The sequence below is a fragment of the Chryseobacterium sp. II3a genome (genome assembly GCF_057815135.1).
This window is the reverse complement of sequence record NZ_JBYPZJ010000011.1, coordinates 58,835-77,351: the sequence shown is the minus strand read 5'-3', so window position 1 is coordinate 77,351 and position 18,517 is coordinate 58,835. Positions and strand designations below refer to the sequence as shown.

General features: G+C 35.6%; 21 protein-coding genes. 9 read left to right on the top strand and 12 right to left on the bottom strand.

Going from position 1 to position 18,517, the window contains the following annotated elements; genetic code table 11:
• Positions 1-101 precede the first annotated feature (101 nt).
• Positions 102-2,171, top strand: coding sequence for a TonB-dependent receptor plug domain-containing protein (locus AC3HD6_RS20625; protein ID WP_488898037.1), 2,070 nt, complete (start codon positions 102-104; stop codon positions 2,169-2,171).
• Positions 2,168-2,629 carry a thioredoxin family protein gene (locus AC3HD6_RS20620; protein WP_488898036.1) on the top strand — a complete coding sequence of 154 codons (462 nt, stop codon included), beginning with the start codon at positions 2,168-2,170 and terminating at the stop codon, positions 2,627-2,629. The genes AC3HD6_RS20625 and AC3HD6_RS20620 overlap by 4 nt, the downstream gene beginning before the upstream one ends.
• 176 nt (positions 2,630-2,805) lie before the next feature.
• On the opposite strand, the gene AC3HD6_RS20615 is transcribed toward AC3HD6_RS20620, so the two are convergent.
• Together AC3HD6_RS20615 and AC3HD6_RS20610 are read right to left on the bottom strand one after the other, a co-directional pair.
• Positions 2,806-3,282: a cupin domain-containing protein gene (locus tag AC3HD6_RS20615; RefSeq protein WP_488898035.1), complete on the bottom strand. Its 477-nt coding sequence runs from the start codon at positions 3,280-3,282 to the stop codon at positions 2,806-2,808.
• Between the two features lie 4 nt (positions 3,283-3,286).
• Complete coding sequence (locus tag AC3HD6_RS20610) at positions 3,287-4,279, bottom strand: NADP-dependent oxidoreductase (RefSeq protein ID WP_488898034.1); 993 nt, start codon at positions 4,277-4,279, stop codon at positions 3,287-3,289.
• Positions 4,280-4,370: 91 nt separating this feature from the next.
• Here AC3HD6_RS20610 and AC3HD6_RS20605 point away from each other — a divergent pair, with 91 nt between their 5' ends.
• On the top strand, positions 4,371-4,760 hold the full coding sequence (locus AC3HD6_RS20605; protein WP_347218623.1) for a winged helix-turn-helix transcriptional regulator: 390 nt from the start codon (positions 4,371-4,373) through the stop codon (positions 4,758-4,760).
• Between the two features lie 69 nt (positions 4,761-4,829).
• Here the strand turns inward: AC3HD6_RS20605 and AC3HD6_RS20600 are convergent, their stop codons facing one another.
• The 4 genes from AC3HD6_RS20600 to AC3HD6_RS20585 all read right to left on the bottom strand — a co-directional run bounded on the left by AC3HD6_RS20600 (position 4,830) and on the right by AC3HD6_RS20585 (position 8,674).
• Positions 4,830-5,684: a glycine betaine ABC transporter substrate-binding protein gene (locus tag AC3HD6_RS20600; RefSeq protein WP_488898033.1), complete on the bottom strand. Its 855-nt coding sequence runs from the start codon at positions 5,682-5,684 to the stop codon at positions 4,830-4,832.
• 1 nt (position 5,685) lies between these two features.
• Positions 5,686-6,513, bottom strand: coding sequence for an ABC transporter permease (locus tag AC3HD6_RS20595; RefSeq protein ID WP_488898032.1), 828 nt, complete (start codon positions 6,511-6,513; stop codon positions 5,686-5,688).
• Position 6,514: 1 nt separating this feature from the next.
• Positions 6,515-7,765 carry a quaternary amine ABC transporter ATP-binding protein gene (locus AC3HD6_RS20590; RefSeq protein WP_488898031.1) on the bottom strand — a complete coding sequence of 417 codons (1,251 nt, stop codon included), beginning with the start codon at positions 7,763-7,765 and terminating at the stop codon, positions 6,515-6,517.
• Positions 7,766-8,308: 543 nt separating this feature from the next.
• Positions 8,309-8,674: a DUF1304 domain-containing protein gene (locus tag AC3HD6_RS20585; RefSeq protein ID WP_488898030.1), complete on the bottom strand. Its 366-nt coding sequence runs from the start codon at positions 8,672-8,674 to the stop codon at positions 8,309-8,311.
• Between the two features lie 65 nt (positions 8,675-8,739).
• Between AC3HD6_RS20585 and AC3HD6_RS20580 the strand changes: the two genes are divergently transcribed.
• The 3 genes from AC3HD6_RS20580 to AC3HD6_RS20570 all read left to right on the top strand — a co-directional run bounded on the left by AC3HD6_RS20580 (position 8,740) and on the right by AC3HD6_RS20570 (position 10,256).
• On the top strand, positions 8,740-9,312 hold the full coding sequence (locus AC3HD6_RS20580; RefSeq protein ID WP_488898029.1) for a Crp/Fnr family transcriptional regulator: 573 nt from the start codon (positions 8,740-8,742) through the stop codon (positions 9,310-9,312).
• 63 nt (positions 9,313-9,375) lie between these two features.
• On the top strand, positions 9,376-9,807 hold the full coding sequence (locus AC3HD6_RS20575) for a DoxX family protein (protein WP_488898028.1): 432 nt from the start codon (positions 9,376-9,378) through the stop codon (positions 9,805-9,807).
• A 5-nt stretch (positions 9,808-9,812) separates the two neighbouring features.
• A complete protein-coding gene (locus AC3HD6_RS20570) occupies positions 9,813-10,256 on the top strand; it encodes a carboxymuconolactone decarboxylase family protein (RefSeq protein WP_488898027.1) in 444 nt (147 codons plus the stop codon).
• Between the two features lie 258 nt (positions 10,257-10,514).
• Here AC3HD6_RS20570 and AC3HD6_RS20565 read toward each other — a convergent pair whose 3' ends face one another.
• The 5 genes from AC3HD6_RS20565 to AC3HD6_RS20545 all read right to left on the bottom strand — a co-directional run bounded on the left by AC3HD6_RS20565 (position 10,515) and on the right by AC3HD6_RS20545 (position 14,491).
• Positions 10,515-11,483: a cyclase family protein gene (locus AC3HD6_RS20565; RefSeq protein WP_488898026.1), complete on the bottom strand. Its 969-nt coding sequence runs from the start codon at positions 11,481-11,483 to the stop codon at positions 10,515-10,517.
• Positions 11,484-11,838: 355 nt separating this feature from the next.
• Positions 11,839-12,822 (bottom strand): aldo/keto reductase, encoded by a 984-nt coding sequence (locus AC3HD6_RS20560; RefSeq protein WP_488898025.1) that lies wholly within the window; start codon positions 12,820-12,822, stop codon positions 11,839-11,841.
• A 9-nt stretch (positions 12,823-12,831) separates the two neighbouring features.
• Positions 12,832-13,587, bottom strand: a complete 756-nt coding sequence (locus AC3HD6_RS20555; RefSeq protein ID WP_488898024.1) for a type 1 glutamine amidotransferase domain-containing protein — start codon at positions 13,585-13,587, stop codon at positions 12,832-12,834.
• 2 nt (positions 13,588-13,589) lie between these two features.
• Positions 13,590-13,877, bottom strand: a complete 288-nt coding sequence (locus tag AC3HD6_RS20550) for a putative quinol monooxygenase (RefSeq protein WP_488898023.1) — start codon at positions 13,875-13,877, stop codon at positions 13,590-13,592.
• Positions 13,877-14,491, bottom strand: coding sequence for an NAD(P)H-dependent oxidoreductase (locus tag AC3HD6_RS20545; RefSeq protein ID WP_488898022.1), 615 nt, complete (start codon positions 14,489-14,491; stop codon positions 13,877-13,879). The genes AC3HD6_RS20550 and AC3HD6_RS20545 overlap by 1 nt, the downstream gene beginning before the upstream one ends.
• A gap of 314 nt (positions 14,492-14,805) precedes the next feature.
• Between AC3HD6_RS20545 and AC3HD6_RS20540 the strand changes: the two genes are divergently transcribed.
• Positions 14,806-15,552 (top strand): metallophosphoesterase family protein, encoded by a 747-nt coding sequence (locus AC3HD6_RS20540; protein ID WP_488898021.1) that lies wholly within the window; start codon positions 14,806-14,808, stop codon positions 15,550-15,552.
• Positions 15,553-15,592: 40 nt separating this feature from the next.
• Positions 15,593-16,492, top strand: coding sequence for a LysR family transcriptional regulator (locus AC3HD6_RS20535; RefSeq protein WP_488898020.1), 900 nt, complete (start codon positions 15,593-15,595; stop codon positions 16,490-16,492).
• Here the strand turns inward: AC3HD6_RS20535 and AC3HD6_RS20530 are convergent.
• Positions 16,466-16,933, bottom strand: coding sequence for a GNAT family N-acetyltransferase (locus tag AC3HD6_RS20530; RefSeq protein ID WP_488898019.1), 468 nt, complete (start codon positions 16,931-16,933; stop codon positions 16,466-16,468). The two genes, AC3HD6_RS20535 and AC3HD6_RS20530, sit on opposite strands and share 27 nt — an antisense overlap.
• 553 nt (positions 16,934-17,486) lie before the next feature.
• Between AC3HD6_RS20530 and AC3HD6_RS20525 the strand changes: the two genes are divergently transcribed.
• Entirely contained in the window at positions 17,487-18,362 is an 876-nt protein-coding gene (locus AC3HD6_RS20525; RefSeq protein WP_488898018.1) for an aldo/keto reductase, read from the top strand.
• Positions 18,363-18,517 lie beyond the last annotated feature (155 nt).

The window sequence follows — 18,517 nt, the reverse complement described above, 5'->3', positions numbered from 1 at the left end:
TCAAATTTAATCATTTTTCACGAATTGGCTCAATCAAATATTTATCGGTAAGTTTTGTATTTCAAAAATAATTGTTAGATTTGTCTAACAATTTTAATTTCATGAAGCGAATATTATTTTCTATTACTTTTTTATCCTCATATTGTTTTGCCCAGGAGACAGATAGTTTAAGTTTAAATCAACCTATAAAAACAGATTCCGCAAGGGTTTCGAAAAAAGAGTTTAAGACAAGTACTATTGATGATGTAGTGGTTACCGGGACCATAAAACCGATGAGCAGATCCAAAAGTCCGGTGGCGGTTGAGATTTACAGTCAGAAATTTTTCCAGAAAAATCCTACTCCAAGTATTTTTGAAGCCATCGGAATGGTCAATGGGGTAAAACCACAATTGAATTGCTCGGTATGTAATACAGGAGATATTCACATTAATGGTCTGGAAGGACCTTATACAATGATTTTGATTGATGGAATGCCAATTGTAAGTTCTCTTTCTACAGTATACGGATTAAGTGGAATTCCTAATAGTCTGGTAGATAGAATAGAAGTGGTGAAAGGCCCTGCTTCCTCCATTTATGGTTCCGAAGCAATGGGTGGAGTTATCAATATCATTACAAAAAATGCTTTAACGGCTCCTAAGTTGAGCGTAGATATGATGACCAGCTCATGGGCTGAAAATAACCTTGATCTTTCAACCAAGTTTAATCTTGGAAAGAATGTAGCTTCACTATTGAGCTTAAATTATTTCAGCTTTAAAGAAAGAATAGACCAGAACAAAGATAATTTTACCGATAGCACTCTACAGGACAGGATTTCTATTTTTAACAAGTGGAATTTTAAAAGAAAAGATAACAGGCAGGCTAGTTTTGCGATGAGATATCTATATGAAGACCGTTTTGGGGGTGAAATGCAGTGGAATAAATCTTTCCGTGGAAGTGATGAAGTGTATGGGGAAAGTATTTATACCAATAGAGCGGAAGTTTTCGGGTTGTATGAATGGCCGATGAAAGGACATGTTGTGACTCAGTTTTCTTATAATTATCATGACCAGAATTCTTTTTATGGAGCGAATCCGTTCAATGCTTTGCAGAAAGTGACCTTTGTACAGACGTATTGGGACAGAAGCTTCGGAAAACATGATATTACAGCCGGGGTAACTTTTAAAAGAACTTTTTATGATGATAATACACCAGGAACACTTGCTTCCGATGGAGTAACCAATGCACCGATGAAATCACCTATTTGGGGCGTGTTTGTTCAGGATCAATGGGAGATTAATGATAAAAATACCTTGTTGCTAGGCTATCGTTATGATTATGATAAAGTACATCATTCTGTGCATTCTCCAAGATTTGCGTGGAAATTCTCGCCGAATCCATATCATACGCTAAGATTCAATTTCGGAACAGGATTCAGAGTAGTCAATCTTTTTACTGAGGATCATGCTGCATTGACAGGTTCCAGAGAAGTGGTAGTAAAATCAGATTTGCAGCCTGAAAGATCTGTGAACGGAAATTTAAATTATATATGGAAGATTCCTGTAGGAACAAGAATGGTGAACCTTGATGCCTCTGCGTTCTATACCTATTTCAGTAATAAAATCGTTGGTGATTTCGATTCTGATCCGAATAAAATTATATATGACAATCTTCATGGATACGGAATTTCCAGAGGAGCTTCCTTGAACGTAGATTTCAGTTTTGCTTTCCCATTAAGCGTTAATTTGGGAGTAACGTATCTTGATGTCTACCAGAAATACGATGATGCCAATGAAAAAACGCAGCAGCTTCACGCTCCAAAATGGAGTGGAACTTATAATCTGACCTATAAATTTCCTAGTAATCTGACCATAGATTTTACAGGACAGTTTTATGGGCCAATGAGACTTCCTATTTTACCGAATGACTTCCGTCCTGAGTATTCTCCATTCTATTCGCTGGCTAATATTCAGGTTTCAAAGAGTTTTAAGTCTGGTTTTGAAGTCTATTGTGGAATTAAAAATTTATTCAACTTTACTCCTAAAGATCCTCTGATGAGGCCTTTTGACCCGTTTGATAAACATGTTGATGATCCTGTCAGCAATCCAAACCATTATACTTTCGATACAGCATACGGCTACGCTCCAATGCAGCGTATCAGAGGATTCCTGGGGGTAAAATATATACTAAAATGAGACCTTTTGCTTTATTTTTAATGTTTGTGCCCTGTCTTTATTTGTCTCAGATGAAGACAGGGACTTTTTCTGAACTGGAGCATCTGCAAAAAGAATCTCCTAAGCCCGTTGTAATTCATCTTTATACAGATTGGTGCTCAGTCTGTAAAATAGAATCTTATCGTTTGAATAAAGATAAAGATCTGGTGGAAATAATGAACGATCACTTTTACCTGATTCATTTTGAGCCTGAAAAGACGAGGGAAAAAATCAGTTTTCAAGGGAAAGAATTTGAGTATTTATCCAATGGAAATTCGGGAATTCATGAATTAGCTTTGGCTTTGTCTAAAAATAAGGAACAGCCTGTATATCCGTTGTGGATTTTTCTGGACAAAAATCAGAATTTAGTATACTATCAGGAAGGATTACTGACTCCTGAAAAAATGAAACAGAAATTGTTGGAGATTTCCGCTTTGTAGGCTAAGGAACGTTTAAAAATCTATGTTGCTATGTGTTTTAATTTTTAACCACATAGCAACATGGATTTTGTACATTATTTTATCGCTTGTGAAATTTCCAATAAAAATTAAATCTTTTGCAGATTATACAGGTATTTTTTCATCTGTGAAATTTGTGTAATCCGTGGGAAATACTTTTACTTTATAACTTCAGCGTCTATTAAAACAGCCAATTGTATACATGGTTCATTGGACCTGTTGCTCCAGGCATGGTTTGTTCCTCGTTGGATTACGATGTCTCCCGGTTTTAGGAGGGTTTCTCCTTCCTCCATAATGAGATAAAGTTCCCCGGAAAGAATAATGATATAATCTAATGTTGGAGTTTGGTGCATCATCGGATGAGGTTCTCCTTTCTTGAATTCAACTCCTAAATCTTTATCTGGTGGAACTACTACATATCGGAAATAGGTTCCGTTTTTAGGGGTTTGTGGAAATCCTGTATTGGGAATTTTGTTTTCAAAGCCTAAGCTTGCTGGCATTGTCTGAGTGTTCCATACATCTGAAATAATCAGCCCGGGGAAATGTTCTACTGCATTTTTTACCTGCTGATCCTCTACAATAATAGATTTTCCGTCTCTGATTCCTGTTACGATGCGTCTTGGTATTTTGTTCATTGGTTTATGAATTTTTCATGATAAGTTTATGACCTTGGGTCTGATTATTTTTAAGGATGGAGTGTGCCTCCAGAACAGTTTCCAAAGAAAGATTACCTATTATTTTATGTTGTGATGGAATGATGGCGCCATTTTCAATAAGTTGTGCAATTTCCTCCAGACTGTTTTTGTAGTAATCATACTGCTTAACCATGCCGTATGTATAGTTAGAGATATTCATAATCAAGGTTCCTTTGTTGAAGAGAATTTCATGAGCTTTTTGGGTGACGAGGGCGGTTACATCTACATAGGTTCCATTGATTTTCAAGACTTCAGCCGTTACTTCAGCCATGTAATTTCCAACCAGATCAATTCCGATGTCAAAAAGTTGCTGTTGATTGGCTTTTAAAATATTGTCTACAAGATTTTCTTCTTTGTAATTGACAATTTGATGGTCTTTTACCCCCAGGGTTAAAAGCATTTGTTTATTTTCTTCACTGCCTACTGTAACAATGAAATTTTCAATTTGGTGAGCCAATAAAATTTTGATTAAAAAAGAACCTACTCCTCCGGCAGCACCAGTAATAAGAATAGTTTGCTCCGGCTGTAATTTCAGTCTTTTAAAGATTTGTAAGGAAGTCAATCCTGCTGATGGAATAGAAGCAGCCTGTTCAAAGGATATATTTTGGGGTTTGAGAGCAACAATGACTTCCGGAACTGAAATATATTCTGCATAAGTACCATTGCTTCCCATAGAACCACTGCCACAAAATACTTCATCTCCGATGTTAAACTGAGTGACATCAGTTCCTTTTTCTACAACAATTCCCGATAATTCTCTCCCTAAAATGGGTGAACTGATTAATTTTCTTTCCAGTTCATTTTCCAGCATTTGGTAATCAATGGGATTGAAGCCACTGGCTTTGATATGAATTAATACTTCATTGTTTTTGGGTTGAGGTTTTTCAACAAAACCGTCTTTAAGTTTAAAATTCTTATTTAAAATAACTGCTTTCATATTGTTAATTTGATGTACAAATGTAAAACAGGAATAGTTTATATTTGCTACTAGTTAACAAATGGTTACTAGTTACCTTGATGAAACTATTATGGCAAAAATTATTGAAAACGGAACAGAAAGAGAAGCAACTTGTACCGAGGAATTATTCGCTATGCGTGATAGCCTGGATGTTCTTGGGGGAAAATGGAAATTGATGATTCTTCGTTATCTGACCAACAGAACGGATCAACAGATTCATTTTAAAAAACTGGAACGTGGTATTGACGGAATTTCTGCTAAAATGTTGAGTAAAGAATTGAAAGAACTGGAAATAAATCTTTTGATTACGAGAACAATTCAGGATACAAAACCTATTACAGTCACTTATGCTGTTACAGAATATGGGAAATCTGTATTTCCGGTAACAGAGACACTGGTGAACTGGGGAATACTTCACAGAGAGAAAATTAAGGAGTCGATGAACTCTTCTGAATCTTAAAAAGGCAATAAAAAATCCTCAGACCCGATAGAGTTGAGGATTTTTAGTGGTTTTAAATAATTGGCTCAATTACTTTTTATCTAACCAGGTATTGATTAGTTCAGCATGCTCTTCTACCCATTTTTGAGCAGTGGCTTCTTTATTTTTACTGTGTTCCATTTGGATTAAGAGATCAGACATGGTCTCATCATCAAAATGGAGTTTAGAAAAAAACTTTGCCAGTTCCGGATGATCTGTACTAAAGCTTTTTCTCGCATAAGTTTTGATCTGTTCTGCTTCACCAAATATCTTTTTGGGATCGTCAAGAAATTTCAGTTTCATTTTACCAAACATCCAGTGGGGCTGCCATCCTGTTACTACAATCCATTGTTTACGCTGTATAGCGTTCTGTAATTCGGTGATCATGGCAATGGTAGAGGAATTGATCTGTTTGTAATCCAACTTATAATCAATAATAGCCTTATCAGTTCCTGTTGTCAACCCTGCACCCTTTTCAATCCCGATAATTCTGTGATTGAACTGTTCTTGATGTTGGTTAAGGTCTTCAATAGACTTAATCGGAACATATTCAGGAACTACCAATCCAATGCGGCCATTGTCATAATTGGTTCCAAGATGTGTTAATCCGGGAAATTTAGCCAGCTTTTTAGCGTGAGTGTAAGGAAGCCAGACTCCCATAAAAAGGTCTGTTTCTTCATTATTCATTGAAGCCAGAATCATATCTGTAGAGGCTTTCTGAATAATGACATGATAGCCCTGCTGGTCCAGAATGGCTTTGGCAACATGAGTCATCGCTACATCTTCAGCCCAGCCGTCTACCATTCCTATGGTAATATATTTAGAGTTTTTTATATTTCCACATGAATGTAATGCAGCCAGTGTGATCATTAAAATGGGAAAAAATAGATATTTTAATTGTTTCATTTTATTGTTTTTTCTTTACAAATCCCTGGGTAATCCTATCGAGGATAATCGCTAAAATAACAACGGATAATCCACTTTCAAATCCCAGTCCGATATCCAGATTATTAATTCCTTCCAAAACTTTTTCTCCTAATCCGCCTGCGGCAATCATTCCGGCAATCACAACCATGGATAATGATAAGAGTATGGTTTGGTTAACCCCTGTTAAAATAGTTTTCATGGCCAGAGGAAGTTCTACTTTAAATAATATCTGACGGCTGGTGGCTCCAAAAGCGCGGGCCGCTTCTACAATATCTTTCGGGACAGATTCAATTCCCAATGTTGTTAAACGTACTGCTGGCGGCATTGCAAAAATGATGGTTGCAAAAGCACCGGGTACTTTTCCGATACTGAAAAATAGGACAGCAGGAATGAGGTAAACGAAGGCGGGCATAGTTTGCATTAAATCCAGTAAGGGGCGGATAATTTTTGCTGCGATTTTGTTTTTAGCGGCTAAAATTCCAAGAGGGATAGAGAGAACAAGGGCCGTGATGGTTGCTACGAAGATAAGTGCCAACGTTTCCATAGTTTCTTTCCATAATCCCATCATAAATATCAAACTCAGCCCTGCTGCTGTAATAATGGCAATACCTTTTCCGGCTTTCCATAATGCTAAAAGGGTAATGAAGAGGATAATTACATAAAAAGGAGTGTTTATCAATACCCATTCAATCCCCATGATAGAAGCATTTCCTACATGTTTTATGACATCAAATACAGGTTTTCCATTTTCTGTGAGCCAATTGATTGCAGTTTCTACATATTGACCTATATCTATAATTTTATTCATCTTATTGGTTGTTTGCGATTTCTTTTAATTCAATAATTTCTTCTTCGTTAAATTTGGTAGCTTCTATGACAAGAGATAATTGGGTGACAAGACCTAAAAATTTATTGTTTTCATCTACAACAGCAATGGCAGATTTACTTCCTGAAATTAAAGGAAGCATTTCTTCCACCGTTACTTCGGGATAAACAGAAGGTACATTACTGTTGATAATTGATTCTACCGTAGGTTCTTTCTTTTTGGCAATTCTGACAACGTCGTTAAGCGTTACAAAACCAAGGAATTTGTTTTGGAAATCTACAACAGGTAAGTTTTCTAATCCTGTTGCTCTCATTTTTCTTAAAGCTCCTTCAGGACCATCTTTTCTAAAGCGAACCACTGTAGCTTTATCGAACATCAGAGATCTTGCAGTGATAATTGTTTTACGGTCTACTTTCTCTACGAACGCTTTTACATAGTCGCTTGCAGGATTGGTTAAAATATCTTCAGCCGTTCCTATCTGCTCTATAACCCCATCTTTCATAATGACGATACGGTCTCCAATTTTAATGGCTTCGTCCAAATCGTGGGTAATGAAGACAATCGTTTTTTGTAAAGTGTTTTGTAATTCCAGCATCTGATCCTGCATTTCAGATTTTATCAGTGGATCCAGAGCAGAGAAGGCTTCATCCATCAGCAATACTTCCGGATCGTTGGCCAAAGCTCTTGCTAATCCTACTCGTTGCTGCATTCCCCCCGAGAGTTGGAAAGGATATTGGTTTTCGAAACCGTTTAAGCCTACAATATCCAGGGCTTTCTGCGCTTTCTCATCCCTGGAGGCTTTGCTTTCCCCTCGGATTTCAAGTCCGAAACCTGCATTATCTAAGATATTGTGATGAGGAAGTAATCCAAATTTTTGAAATACCATGCTCATCTCTGTTCTTCTTACTTCCAGAAGTTCTTTATTGTTTTTACTGGTAATATCATCGTCATTGATATATACTTTACCCGAAGTAGGCTCATTCAGCCTGTTAAGACAACGCAGCAAGGTAGATTTTCCGCTTCCGGACAACCCCATGATAACAAAGAATTCCCCTTCATAGATTTCAAAACTTGCTTTATTGATTCCTACTGTGCAGCCTGTTTTTTCAAGAATTTCCTTTTTGGAAAAACCTTTGTCTAAAAGTTCCTGTGCTTTTTCTTTGTTTTTACCAAAAATAATAGTCAGATCTTCAACTTTAAGTTTTACTTTTCTACTGTTTTCATTTTTTTCCATATTCAGAATTTTTAATTAATAATTGATATACAATGTGTACATCATTCCAAGATTAAACATTTAATCTTTTGGTGTTGTTCTTTTGGTGACGAGTATAAAAAATAATCTGCCAAGCTTATAATGATAAAAGCTTATAACAATAAAATAAAAGCATAAAGCGCTTGGCCCTATGTTTATTTTAAATATTTCAATAGATTTTACTCTAGAAAAAAGAGTGTCTTATGTAAAAAGAAGTTAATCTTTTACATGAATTCTATAATTAAATTACTGATGAGGTAATAAAAGATATGTGTACAGAACAACTTGAATTTCTACATTTCATCAAAATGTAGGCCAGTATAAAAAACCTGTGTATCAGATTTTTACGGCGTTGCAAATTTACGAATTTTATTTTAAATGGATTTTTTAGGATCTAAGAAGCTGGTTTTAAGTCATATTATGGAGCGAGATGCTTATGGTAAATTTCCCCTTATCATTAACGATAAAAGTGGTTTTATAATGCAGATGTTTTTAATAGATATTTTTACAATATGACGAATGAAATTACTTCAGTAAAACAGCAAGAATTGCCAATATTGCTGGAAGTGCCTGAACAAAAAAGATTTTCTTTGTAGCAGAAACAGCACCATAGATACCCGCTATAGCCACACATCCTAAAAAGAAAAGTGCAATATTATCCTGCCATTGTGGATCTTTAATCAGAAAAGACCAGATGAGTCCGGCAGCCAGAAAACCGTTATATAATCCCTGATTGGCGGCCAATCCTTTTGTAGGTTTAAACATTTCTGCAGGTAAAGCAGCTTTGAAAACTTCTTTTCCTTTGGTTTCCCATGCGAACATTTCCATCCAAAGAATATAGAGATGTTCCAGTGCAACAACTGCGATCAGAATTTTAGCAACGAGTTCCATGATTTCATATTTTGTCATTGTAAAACTAAAAAAATAAAGTTAAGTTTGAGTATTCAATTCTAAAGATGGATAATTTCAAGGCACATTTAAATAAATTTATTACAGTAACAGATGAAGAGTATATTTCGATTTTTTCATTCTTTGAGGTATTGAAGGTGAAGAAAAAACAAAGTCTGATGCTGGAAGGCGAAATTTGTAGAAATATGTATTTTGTGATAGAAGGCTGCCTGAGAAAGTATTTTATTAATGAAAAAGGAGTAGAGCATACAACACAGTTTGCCATTGAAAACTGGTGGATTACCGATACGTTTGCTTATGAGAGACAATTACAAACGGATTTTAATATCCAGTCAGTGGAAAAGTCTACCATTCTTATCATTGATTTTAAAAGTCAGGAATTATTATTGGAGAAACATCCCGTGATGGAAAAATATTTCAGAATTATTTATCAAAGAGCCTATGCCGCTTCTGAAAGGAAGCTCCGCTACCTTACTGAATATTCAAGGGAAGAGTTGTATGTACATTTCAGTACGCTGTATCCCTGGTTTATACAAAGGATTCCTCAATATCTCATTGCTTCATTTCTTGGTTTTACTCCGGAATATTTAAGTGAAATTAAAGCAAAATTACGTTCTTAAACCAGTTTAAGTTTTTTACGGATCAGATATCGGAAATTTGTCATGTGATTAAAAGCTAATGCAATGACAAATACACAAAATCAATTTCCACAGCTATTTTTAAGACTGGCCCTTTCGGTCACCATGCTTTCTGCAATAGCCGACCGATTCGGATTATGGAGTGCAGAAAACTCATCATGGGGAAACATGACCAAGTTTATAGAATATACAAGATCACTGACCTTTTTTCTTCCAGAAACATTGAGTACCCTATCAGCTTATGCGGCCACATGTTTAGAAATTCTATTTCCATTGATGCTGATTATAGGTTTTAAAACCAGGATTGCAGCTTATGGAAGCAGTATCTTATTATTGATTTTTGCACTATCAATGGCTATAGCACTAGGTCCTAAGGCTCCTTTCGATTATTCAGTCTGGGTGGGAAGTGCTGCGGCTCTTTTATTAGCTGTTCAGCAAGGATATTCTTTTAGTATAGATCAATTAACCAAAAAATAAATATAATGAGCGCAAGATTAAACATTGCAACAGTAGATTCAGCAGCGTACAAAGCTATGATGGGATTAGAAGGGTATTTACAGAATACATCTTTAACTCATATTCAAAAGGAATTAATTAAAATCAGGGCTTCACAGATCAATAAATGTGCTTTCTGCCTTGATATGCACACAAAAGATGCTATCAAATATGGAGAAACTCCTCAAAGAATTTTTATTCTGAACGGGTGGACAGAAGCAAAAGAGTTCTTTACAGGAGAGGAGCAGGTGCTTTTGGCTATGACAGAGGAGATTACATTGATAAGCGATAAAGGATTAACTGAAGAAACCTATCAGAAAGCAAAATCATTTTTTGATGACAATCAGATTGCACAGATTATTATGGCGATTGTGACGATCAATGCATGGAATAGGATTGCCATCAGTACACATATGTCGATAGCAAAATAATGGCAGAGTAAGGATGCTGTGCAGTTAGGAATGGGGGCTTATTGAAGCCTGCATCATTTACAGACATTTACTTTATTGAATAAAATAGCCTTTCATTTTTGAAAGGCTATTTTAATGCAAGAAGCAAAGTGACATTGTAACCTGTTTTAAGTATTAATTCTAAAATAAATTCTAAAGGTTAGTTTTATTTTTTCAAAACCGGAATTACGTTGTCTCTCTTTTTTAGTATGTTATAGGTTTTAAGCGAGATCTCTATCTTTAGTAAATAGCGACAGGATTCACATTCACCTGAGTAGATCCTACATACAGAGGCTGCCCCAGTACAAATAAAAATTCCCAAATTTTTTGCTTAACCAAAGGGCGGCTGTCAATCAGTTCCAGATTATAGATTCCTTTTTTAGCCAGCATATATTGGTTGATGGGAAACTCTTCTTTACTTTTTGGGTTGGGATATACTTCTGAAGCCCAGGTATCACCACCAAAAGCAACAATGCCCTGGTCAGCTAACCATTTTGCAGCTTCCATCCCGATTCCAGGTTCTGTTTCTAAGAACTGTTTGTTGTCTTTACCGATCAGTTCGAGCCATCCCGTATTGAAAAGAATAACATCTCCTTTTCTTAGTGTAAGACCCTGTTTCTTTAAAACAGCTGTGATATCTTCAACAGTAAATTCTGTTCCACCAGGCACAATTGCTTTTCCATAATGTCTCACCATATCAAGGACTATACCTCTGGTGACAAATGGTGGTACTTTTTCAACACCTAGCTTTTTTACACCTTCTACAGTTACAAAATCAGTTGCTTTATTTCCGTTATAGTAAACGTTATCAATCCCGATATGTCCAATCCCGTTAAGCTGAGTTCCTACGCCGGTCCATCCATTGACTAATTCGTCATTGAATGTAAACTTGTTGGGACCTATACTTTTTCCGCCCTGTTCTCCGGGTTGGATGTTGTATAGATTGAAACTTCTGTGTCTGAAAGCGGGTAAGTTTTTATCAATAGGAACAGCAAGTGCTAATGTTTTACCTTGTTTTACCAATCCAAGTGCTTGTTTTACTACTTCGGGTGTTAATAAATTAGCAGCTCCTATTTCATCCTGAGCTCCGTAAGCAGAAGGATACCATGATTGATCTTCTGGATTAACAAGGATTTGAGCGTTTAATGAAATGCTGTTTATAGTCAATAGGGTAACCAGTCCGAACATTTTGATCAGATTCTTTTTCATATTTTATGATGTATAGGTTAAATAAGAAGGGAAGTTGGAAGCTGGAAGAAGGGAGTTGTTGAAGTCTATGAACAACTGGCATTCCATTTATTGAATAATACTTCCGGTTTTACTTTCCATTAAAGAGAAAGGAAACTGGAGGAGAGAGGATGTTTTTGAAGCTGGTCAACAACTGATATTTTATGGATTAGGTTGTTGTTATTTAAATTGACAGACTGTAAGTTAACAATGCATGCTAGTGTTTTCAACTTCTTATTTACATCTTACAGTCTGATAATAATAGGTTCAAGTACTGAAAGTTATCAATAACCTGACAGTACTTCCACCCCCCCTCTTCCAGCCCCCAACTTATATATTAAATCTCGTTTAAAGCAGAATTGATGAAGTTTAATTCTTCCTGAGAAAGATTGATATCCATCGCTTTAGCATTTTCAACAGCTTGCTGGGCATTTCTTGCTCCTGCCAATACTACTGTGATTGCTGGCTGCAGGGTAGTCCATCTTAATACCAATTGAGAAAGGCTGGCTCCTTTTTCCTGAGCGATAGGTTCAATTTTTTCTAAGAAATTTTTTACTTTATTTAAATCAAACTGAGAGAAATAGCCGTTTCTGTGGTCGTTATCTTTTAATTTGTTATCCTTGAAATATTTACCTGTCAAAAGACCTCTTTCCATCGGACTGTATACGATGATTCCTGAATTGTTTTCTAAAGAATAAGGAACAAGATCATTTTCAATAGCGCGGTTCAGCATGCTGTAAGAAACCTGGTTGCTTGCCAATTGTAAAGATCTGTTAGCCTCTTCCATTTGGGCTACACTGTAGTTACTTACTCCGGCAGCACGAACTTTTCCTTGTTGTATCAGTAGTTCCATAGCTTCCATGGTCTCGCTGACCGCTGTTGTGCTGTCTGGCCAGTGAAGCTGTAAAAGGTCGATATAATCAGTACCCAGTCTTTTTAAACTTTCTTCAACTTCTTTGATGATGTTTTCTTTAGAAGCGAATTTATAAACCGGAATTGATTTTCCTTCCTCTTCAGCATCGAAGAAAAATTCTCCCTTTCCATTGTTACTTCCATCCCAAACTAAACCGAATTTGGTTAACAACTGGATCTTTGAGCGGTCTTTCCCTTTGATGGCTTCACCAATCATTTCTTCACTTAATCCGAAACCATAAAAAGGAGCCGTGTCAATAGAAGTTACTCCGTGGTCCAATGAAGCATGAATAGAGTCAATAGAATCCTGTTTTTCATTACCGCCCCACATATTTCCACCGATGGCAAAAGCTCCGTGAGTAATTGCGGATAGCTCAAGATCGGTGTTTCCTAATTTTCTGTATTCCATTTTTTTGTTTTATTTATTATTGAGTTCTTTTAAAATTGCTTCTCCAACACTCTTGGCAGATTGTGGATTTTGTCCTGTAATCACTCTTTGATCAGTTACCACATGGTTTTGCCAAAGCCCGGATTTTTCAAATTTTGCTCCTCTTTCTTTTAATTTATTTTCTAATAAGAAAGGAACAACATCTGTTAATTGTACCGCAGATTCCTCTTCATTGGTAAAAGCATTGATCTTTTTCCCATCTACCAGATATTTTCCGTTATTCAGTTTGATATTAACCAAACCTGCCGGACCATGGCATACACCTGCTACAATACCTTTATTTTCATAAATTTTTGAAGCAATATCTGCCAGTTCAGTATTATCAGCCAAATCCCACATGGCTCCGTGTCCCCCTGCATAAAAGATGGCTGAGTAATCTTTTGGATTGATCTGTGAAGGTGTTAAAGAATGATCAATCTTGTTCTTGTATTCTTTATTTTCCCAAAACTCTTTATTTACCGGATCTTTTAAGTCGAATCCGTCTACCGGTGGAGTTCCGCCTTTCGGACTTACAAAATCAATTTCATAGCCTGCTTTGTGAAGAACCTCCCATGGATGAGAAACTTCTCCTAAGTAATATCCCGTGTCTTCCCCTGTACTTCCTTTTTTGTCATGGCTGGTAACAACGAACAATATTTTCTTTTTCATATTTTTTGATTTTTTGGTCTGTGCCTGTACAAATCCTACGGTAAAGATTGCCAATAGTAAAAACGCTATTTTTTTCATATTTAAATGATATGAGTGAGATATATTTGCGGTTTCTCCTGAAGTTTTTCATCTACTAAAGCTCCGAAAGCCTGAATATAAGGTTGTTGATTATGTTGATCCAGTCCTTCTTGGCTTTTCCAGATTTCGTAGAAAACAAATTCATTTTTATCTTCAATTCCCTGGTGTAGGTTATAAAGCTCACAAGCTTCTTCTTTTCTTGTTTCTTTTACCATATTCTGAAGAACTTCCAATACTTCTGTCTGATGTTCTTCTTTGGCTTTTATAATGGCTGTAAGATGAATTTTCATTATACTAATTCTGCTTTTAATTCTTTTTCAAATACGTTTTTCACATGGTCTCTGTAAAGCTTCATATCACGCTCTATGTTGGCATTTTTTTCAACATCATGGAAGTGGAAACTGTCCATTTTTTCTAAGGATACAAAGGCATTCATTCTATGGAATCCAAATAAAGGGCCTTCATCTACGCTTTTTTCGTTAAAGAATTCTCCGGGAAGCGTAAATGCTGTAGCAGGGGCATTCCAGCTTGTTGTTAACATATATTTTCTGCCACCAAGCATTCCGCCAGTCCCATAATTGATCTCTGGATTGGCAGCATTTCTGCCATCACTCATATAAATACCTTTGGCGTGGCCTGCTGTGAATACTTCATCTATATATTTTTTAAATCCATTCGGAAGCTGAAACCACCAGATTGGAGTATGGTAAATAATATAATCTGCCCACACAAATTTCCCTACTTCTTCATGTTTGTCATAGCCTTCACTTACATTGGTGATTTTTACTTCTACATTCTCAAATTCTTGAAGAACAGCTATTGTATTTTCTGCGATAGTTTGATTATATTTTCCTCCGGAATGTCCGAAATTTTGCCCTCCGTTAATGATTAGTACTTTTTTCATTTTTTTATGATTGTTTAAATTTTACTCTGCAAAGTTAGGAGGGTTTGTTGTATAGTAAAAATAATATAAATTATAGTAATGTATCAGAATATTTATAATTTGATTATAGTTTATTGTCGATGGTGAATAGTCAATACAATTTGCCTGTCAATTTTTATAGGCACAGACTGTTCACTTGTTAAGCAGAATTGAGGATTGACTAGGTAAAGCAAAAGTTAATTCTTAATAATTGTTATTTCATGGTAAAAAGTCATGTCATATCTGAACTGAAATTCCTGTTCGTCTTGTAAATTTGATTAACAAATTGACAGAGAATGATACAGATAGCAGTTTTCAGTGATGTACATGGAAATCTTCCGGCTTTGGAAGTGGTGTTGAAAGATATTGAACAGCGAGGAATTCATCAGAAATTCTGTTTGGGCGATTTGGTTGATTTTGCTCCTTGGGGAAATGAAGTAATAGAAAAAATTAAGAATTTGAATATTCCCTGTCTGTTGGGAAATCATGATGAACGAATTGCTTTTGACCTGCCTGTTTTTCCCTTGTCTAAGCATTCTGAAGAAGAAACGAAGGCCAGATTTATTGCAATAGATCATTCTAAACAACATATTACAAAAGACAATAAACAGTTTCTTTCCGAACTTCCTTTTCATTTGAAACTAAACTATAAAACAGGTAACAAACATTGGAATATCCAATTGGTGCATTCCAGTCTTATGAGCAATGATACTTATTTGTATGAATCTGAAAATGATGAGGTTTTTATGAATCTGCTTGAAGATTCAAATGCTGATCTGATTGTAATGGGACATACCCATTTATCTTTTACAAAACAGTTTGAAAATAAAAAATGGGCAGTGAATTGTGGTTCTGTAGGACGTTCCAAAGAAGAAAACAGGCTGGCTTCCTATTTAATACTGACTTTAGATGATAAAAAAATCATTCCTGAAATTGTACAGTTAAGCTATCCACTTGAAGAAACTTTGCATGCGATTAAGGAAAGTGGGATTCCTGATTATTATGCTGCTTTTTTAAGAAATGACAATATATTAATATTATAATTATTTTGTAATATTGTATTATAATATTAATAATTAAGTCATGGTCAATTTAGAATGGTATCGTACTTTTAAGGCGATCTATAAAACCGGGACACTGACGGGAGCAGCAGATGCTTTATTCATTTCGCAACCTGGGGTTAGTTTGCACTTAAGTTCACTTGAAGCTTATGTCGGATATAAATTATTTGACAGAACGGGTAGAAAAATGATTCCTACGGAGAGAGGAAAAGTATTATTTAATGCCGTAGCAGAACCACTTACCAAGCTTGAAGATGTAGAGAAAAATTTCCAAAAATCTACAGAAAAACATACTCCGACAATCAGTGTGGGAATGTGTTTTGAAACTTTTCAAACTACTTTGGAACAATATGTTTCTTCATTACCTTTCAATCTGATCATCAGTTTTGGAGAATATCCTGAAATGCTGGATCAGCTGGACAAAGGAATTCTGGATCTTATCATCACTCCCAAAAAAGGGTCTTCACCTAATATACAGCATGAAGCATTTTCTTCTGAACAGATCATTCTGGTAGGTGGAAAAGAAGTAGATACAGGTGCGTTTAAAAAAATACTAAAAACAAAGGATATTGAACAGATCGAAGCATGGCTTAAGAATGAAAAATGGTATGGGACAACAGGAGATATGGAGCATCTTTTTCAATTCTGGACTTTGAATTTTGGTCATAAACCGAACTTTCGTCCCAATTATATTGTTCCTAATCTCAACTCTATCATCCGTTGTCTGAAAGGAGGAACAGGATTAGCCGTTGTTCCGGATTTCTTATGCAAGAATGCTATTGAAAGCGGAGAGATTCAGCTCATTTGGGAAGGAAAGAAAAAGTTAGAAAATACCCTGTATTTTGGATGTAGAAAAAATACTAATTATCAAATGGAAATAGAACATATTAAAGGACTATTCCGTAAGGTAATGGGTAAGTAGAATCATATCGCGCATCTGAAGGCCGTTTTCATAAATCGGGGATGGATAATTCTCTATAAAAAAATCTTTACGTATCCCTGTTTTTACGAAACCATTTTTCTCATAAAATCTGATTTGCTGGAATCCTGTATCTGAAGTTCCTACACTCAATACTGTATAATGATTCTTAAGAGCTATTTCTTTGGCTTTATGGATTAAAATACTTCCAATTCCTTTACTTCTGTAGCTTTCAATCACTGCAATATTTTTGATCTCAAGTTCCGTCTCATTGTTTGGATATAAAGCCATAACAGCCATATTTTCTGTTCCATCATGCAAAATATAAATATCACATTTGAATATGTATTGATCAATAGCTTCAGTGGTCTCGTCAGCTAACAATAGCAGTTCATAAGGGATCTTTGAATTTTTGGCAATTTTATTAAAAGTATATTGTTCCATTTATAGGCTTATAAAGGATTTAAGAATCATCACTTCCACAAAAATAAGGAAAATAGAGACTTGAACCCATTCATAGTTAGAGTGGTAAATATTTGGAGGTTGGAAATCGCAAAGGCGCAAAGAGTTTTAAATAATATATTGTTTTTAAGGCGCAAGAAAATCAAAGATTTCGGCAGTACAATACTGTTGTTTTTGTCGCGAATGCACAAATAATTCATATAAAGTTCAAAGCCTATGTGCCCTTTAGTTTGTAAACTTAATTTCTTTTTACAAACTAAAGGGTACATAGATTTTATTAGTAAAATTATGCTAGTGTCATTTTATTTGTGCATTAGTAGCATTATAAAGTGTTGTTCGATTGTATCGGAGATAAAATCCTTGGCCCTTAAACACAACAGGAAAACTTAGTGTCCTTGCGAGTCCCCAACATCCCTGCAAATACTCATTAAATAACATTTTTTTAACAAAAACAGTAAAATTGGTAAGCAGAAGTTCCGTTTTTTTATCGCAAATTTGTTTAATCACTTTATATTAATCATTAAAATAAAGATTTATGCAAAAGAAAACCTATACAGGACAACCTGTAGTGACTTTAAATAACGGAGTAGATATTCCTGCTTTAGGCTTTGGAGTATGGCAGATGGAAGACTTGAAAGAATGTGAAAATGCTGTTGTCAAAGCTATTCAGACAGGGTATAGAATGATTGATACAGCAGCTATTTACCAAAATGAAACGGCAGTAGGTACTGCGGTAAAAAATAGCGGAGTAGACAGGGACCATTTATTCATCACTTCTAAAGTTTGGGTTCAGGATCATGGATATGAACAAGCAAGGCGTGCATTTGAGAGAACGTTAGACAGACTGCAGATGGATTATCTGGATATGTACCTTATTCACTGGCCATATGGTGATTTTTTGGGAACATGGAAAGCTTTGGAGGAGTTGTATCAGGAAGGAAAGATTAAAGCAATTGGGGTTTGTAACTTTACTATTGAAAAGCTTGAAGAGCTAAAAGCCAACTCAACAATCCTTCCGGTTATCAACCAGATCGAGCTGCATCCGGTTTTCCAGCAAAAAGAATTGCAGGTGTATGATAGAGAAAATAATATTATAACACAGCCTTGGAGCCCACTTGGAAATGGTAATGCCAATCTTTTAAGTAATACAGATCTGAAATCAATCGCTGAAAAATATGGGAAAACAGTGGCTCAGGTAATCTTGAGATGGCACTTACAGGAAGGTTTTGTGGTGATTCCAAAGTCTGTGACTCCATCAAGAATTGAAGAAAACTTTAATGTATTTGATTTTGAACTGACAGAAGATGAAATGAATACTGTTCGTTCTTTGGATACAGGAAAAAGATTATTCTTTGATCCGAAAGATCCGGAATGGGAGCAAAAGATGCTGAGTTCTGTAGCAGATATTTAAAAAATAAAAGATTAAAATATTTCCCACAGATTGCACAAATTTCACGGATTAAAAATCTGCGTTATCTGTGAGATCTGTGGGAATTTTATTTTCTGTTCAGGAGTGAGTAATGTCATATCCTATTGAAATTGAAACATTCTTGTTTTTTTGTACCT

What these genes read in the sequence shown, in the direction of transcription:
- AC3HD6_RS20625 (WP_488898037.1), top strand. Translation starts at nt 102, where the DNA reads ATGAAGCGAATATTATTTTCTATTACTTTTTTATCCTCATATTGTTTT.
- AC3HD6_RS20620 (WP_488898036.1), top strand. Translation starts at nt 2,168, where the DNA reads ATGAGACCTTTTGCTTTATTTTTAATGTTTGTGCCCTGTCTTTATTTG.
- AC3HD6_RS20615 (WP_488898035.1), bottom strand. Translation starts at nt 3,282, where the DNA reads ATGAACAAAATACCAAGACGCATCGTAACAGGAATCAGAGACGGAAAA.
- AC3HD6_RS20610 (WP_488898034.1), bottom strand. Translation starts at nt 4,279, where the DNA reads ATGAAAGCAGTTATTTTAAATAAGAATTTTAAACTTAAAGACGGTTTT.
- AC3HD6_RS20605 (WP_347218623.1), top strand. Translation starts at nt 4,371, where the DNA reads ATGGCAAAAATTATTGAAAACGGAACAGAAAGAGAAGCAACTTGTACC.
- AC3HD6_RS20600 (WP_488898033.1), bottom strand. Translation starts at nt 5,684, where the DNA reads ATGAAACAATTAAAATATCTATTTTTTCCCATTTTAATGATCACACTG.
- AC3HD6_RS20595 (WP_488898032.1), bottom strand. Translation starts at nt 6,513, where the DNA reads ATGAATAAAATTATAGATATAGGTCAATATGTAGAAACTGCAATCAAT.
- AC3HD6_RS20590 (WP_488898031.1), bottom strand. Translation starts at nt 7,765, where the DNA reads ATGGAAAAAAATGAAAACAGTAGAAAAGTAAAACTTAAAGTTGAAGAT.
- AC3HD6_RS20585 (WP_488898030.1), bottom strand. Translation starts at nt 8,674, where the DNA reads ATGGAACTCGTTGCTAAAATTCTGATCGCAGTTGTTGCACTGGAACAT.
- AC3HD6_RS20580 (WP_488898029.1), top strand. Translation starts at nt 8,740, where the DNA reads ATGGATAATTTCAAGGCACATTTAAATAAATTTATTACAGTAACAGAT.
- AC3HD6_RS20575 (WP_488898028.1), top strand. Translation starts at nt 9,376, where the DNA reads ATGACAAATACACAAAATCAATTTCCACAGCTATTTTTAAGACTGGCC.
- AC3HD6_RS20570 (WP_488898027.1), top strand. Translation starts at nt 9,813, where the DNA reads ATGAGCGCAAGATTAAACATTGCAACAGTAGATTCAGCAGCGTACAAA.
- AC3HD6_RS20565 (WP_488898026.1), bottom strand. Translation starts at nt 11,483, where the DNA reads ATGAAAAAGAATCTGATCAAAATGTTCGGACTGGTTACCCTATTGACT.
- AC3HD6_RS20560 (WP_488898025.1), bottom strand. Translation starts at nt 12,822, where the DNA reads ATGGAATACAGAAAATTAGGAAACACCGATCTTGAGCTATCCGCAATT.
- AC3HD6_RS20555 (WP_488898024.1), bottom strand. Translation starts at nt 13,587, where the DNA reads ATGAAAAAAATAGCGTTTTTACTATTGGCAATCTTTACCGTAGGATTT.
- AC3HD6_RS20550 (WP_488898023.1), bottom strand. Translation starts at nt 13,877, where the DNA reads ATGAAAATTCATCTTACAGCCATTATAAAAGCCAAAGAAGAACATCAG.
- AC3HD6_RS20545 (WP_488898022.1), bottom strand. Translation starts at nt 14,491, where the DNA reads ATGAAAAAAGTACTAATCATTAACGGAGGGCAAAATTTCGGACATTCC.
- AC3HD6_RS20540 (WP_488898021.1), top strand. Translation starts at nt 14,806, where the DNA reads ATGATACAGATAGCAGTTTTCAGTGATGTACATGGAAATCTTCCGGCT.
- AC3HD6_RS20535 (WP_488898020.1), top strand. Translation starts at nt 15,593, where the DNA reads ATGGTCAATTTAGAATGGTATCGTACTTTTAAGGCGATCTATAAAACC.
- AC3HD6_RS20530 (WP_488898019.1), bottom strand. Translation starts at nt 16,933, where the DNA reads ATGGAACAATATACTTTTAATAAAATTGCCAAAAATTCAAAGATCCCT.
- AC3HD6_RS20525 (WP_488898018.1), top strand. Translation starts at nt 17,487, where the DNA reads ATGCAAAAGAAAACCTATACAGGACAACCTGTAGTGACTTTAAATAAC.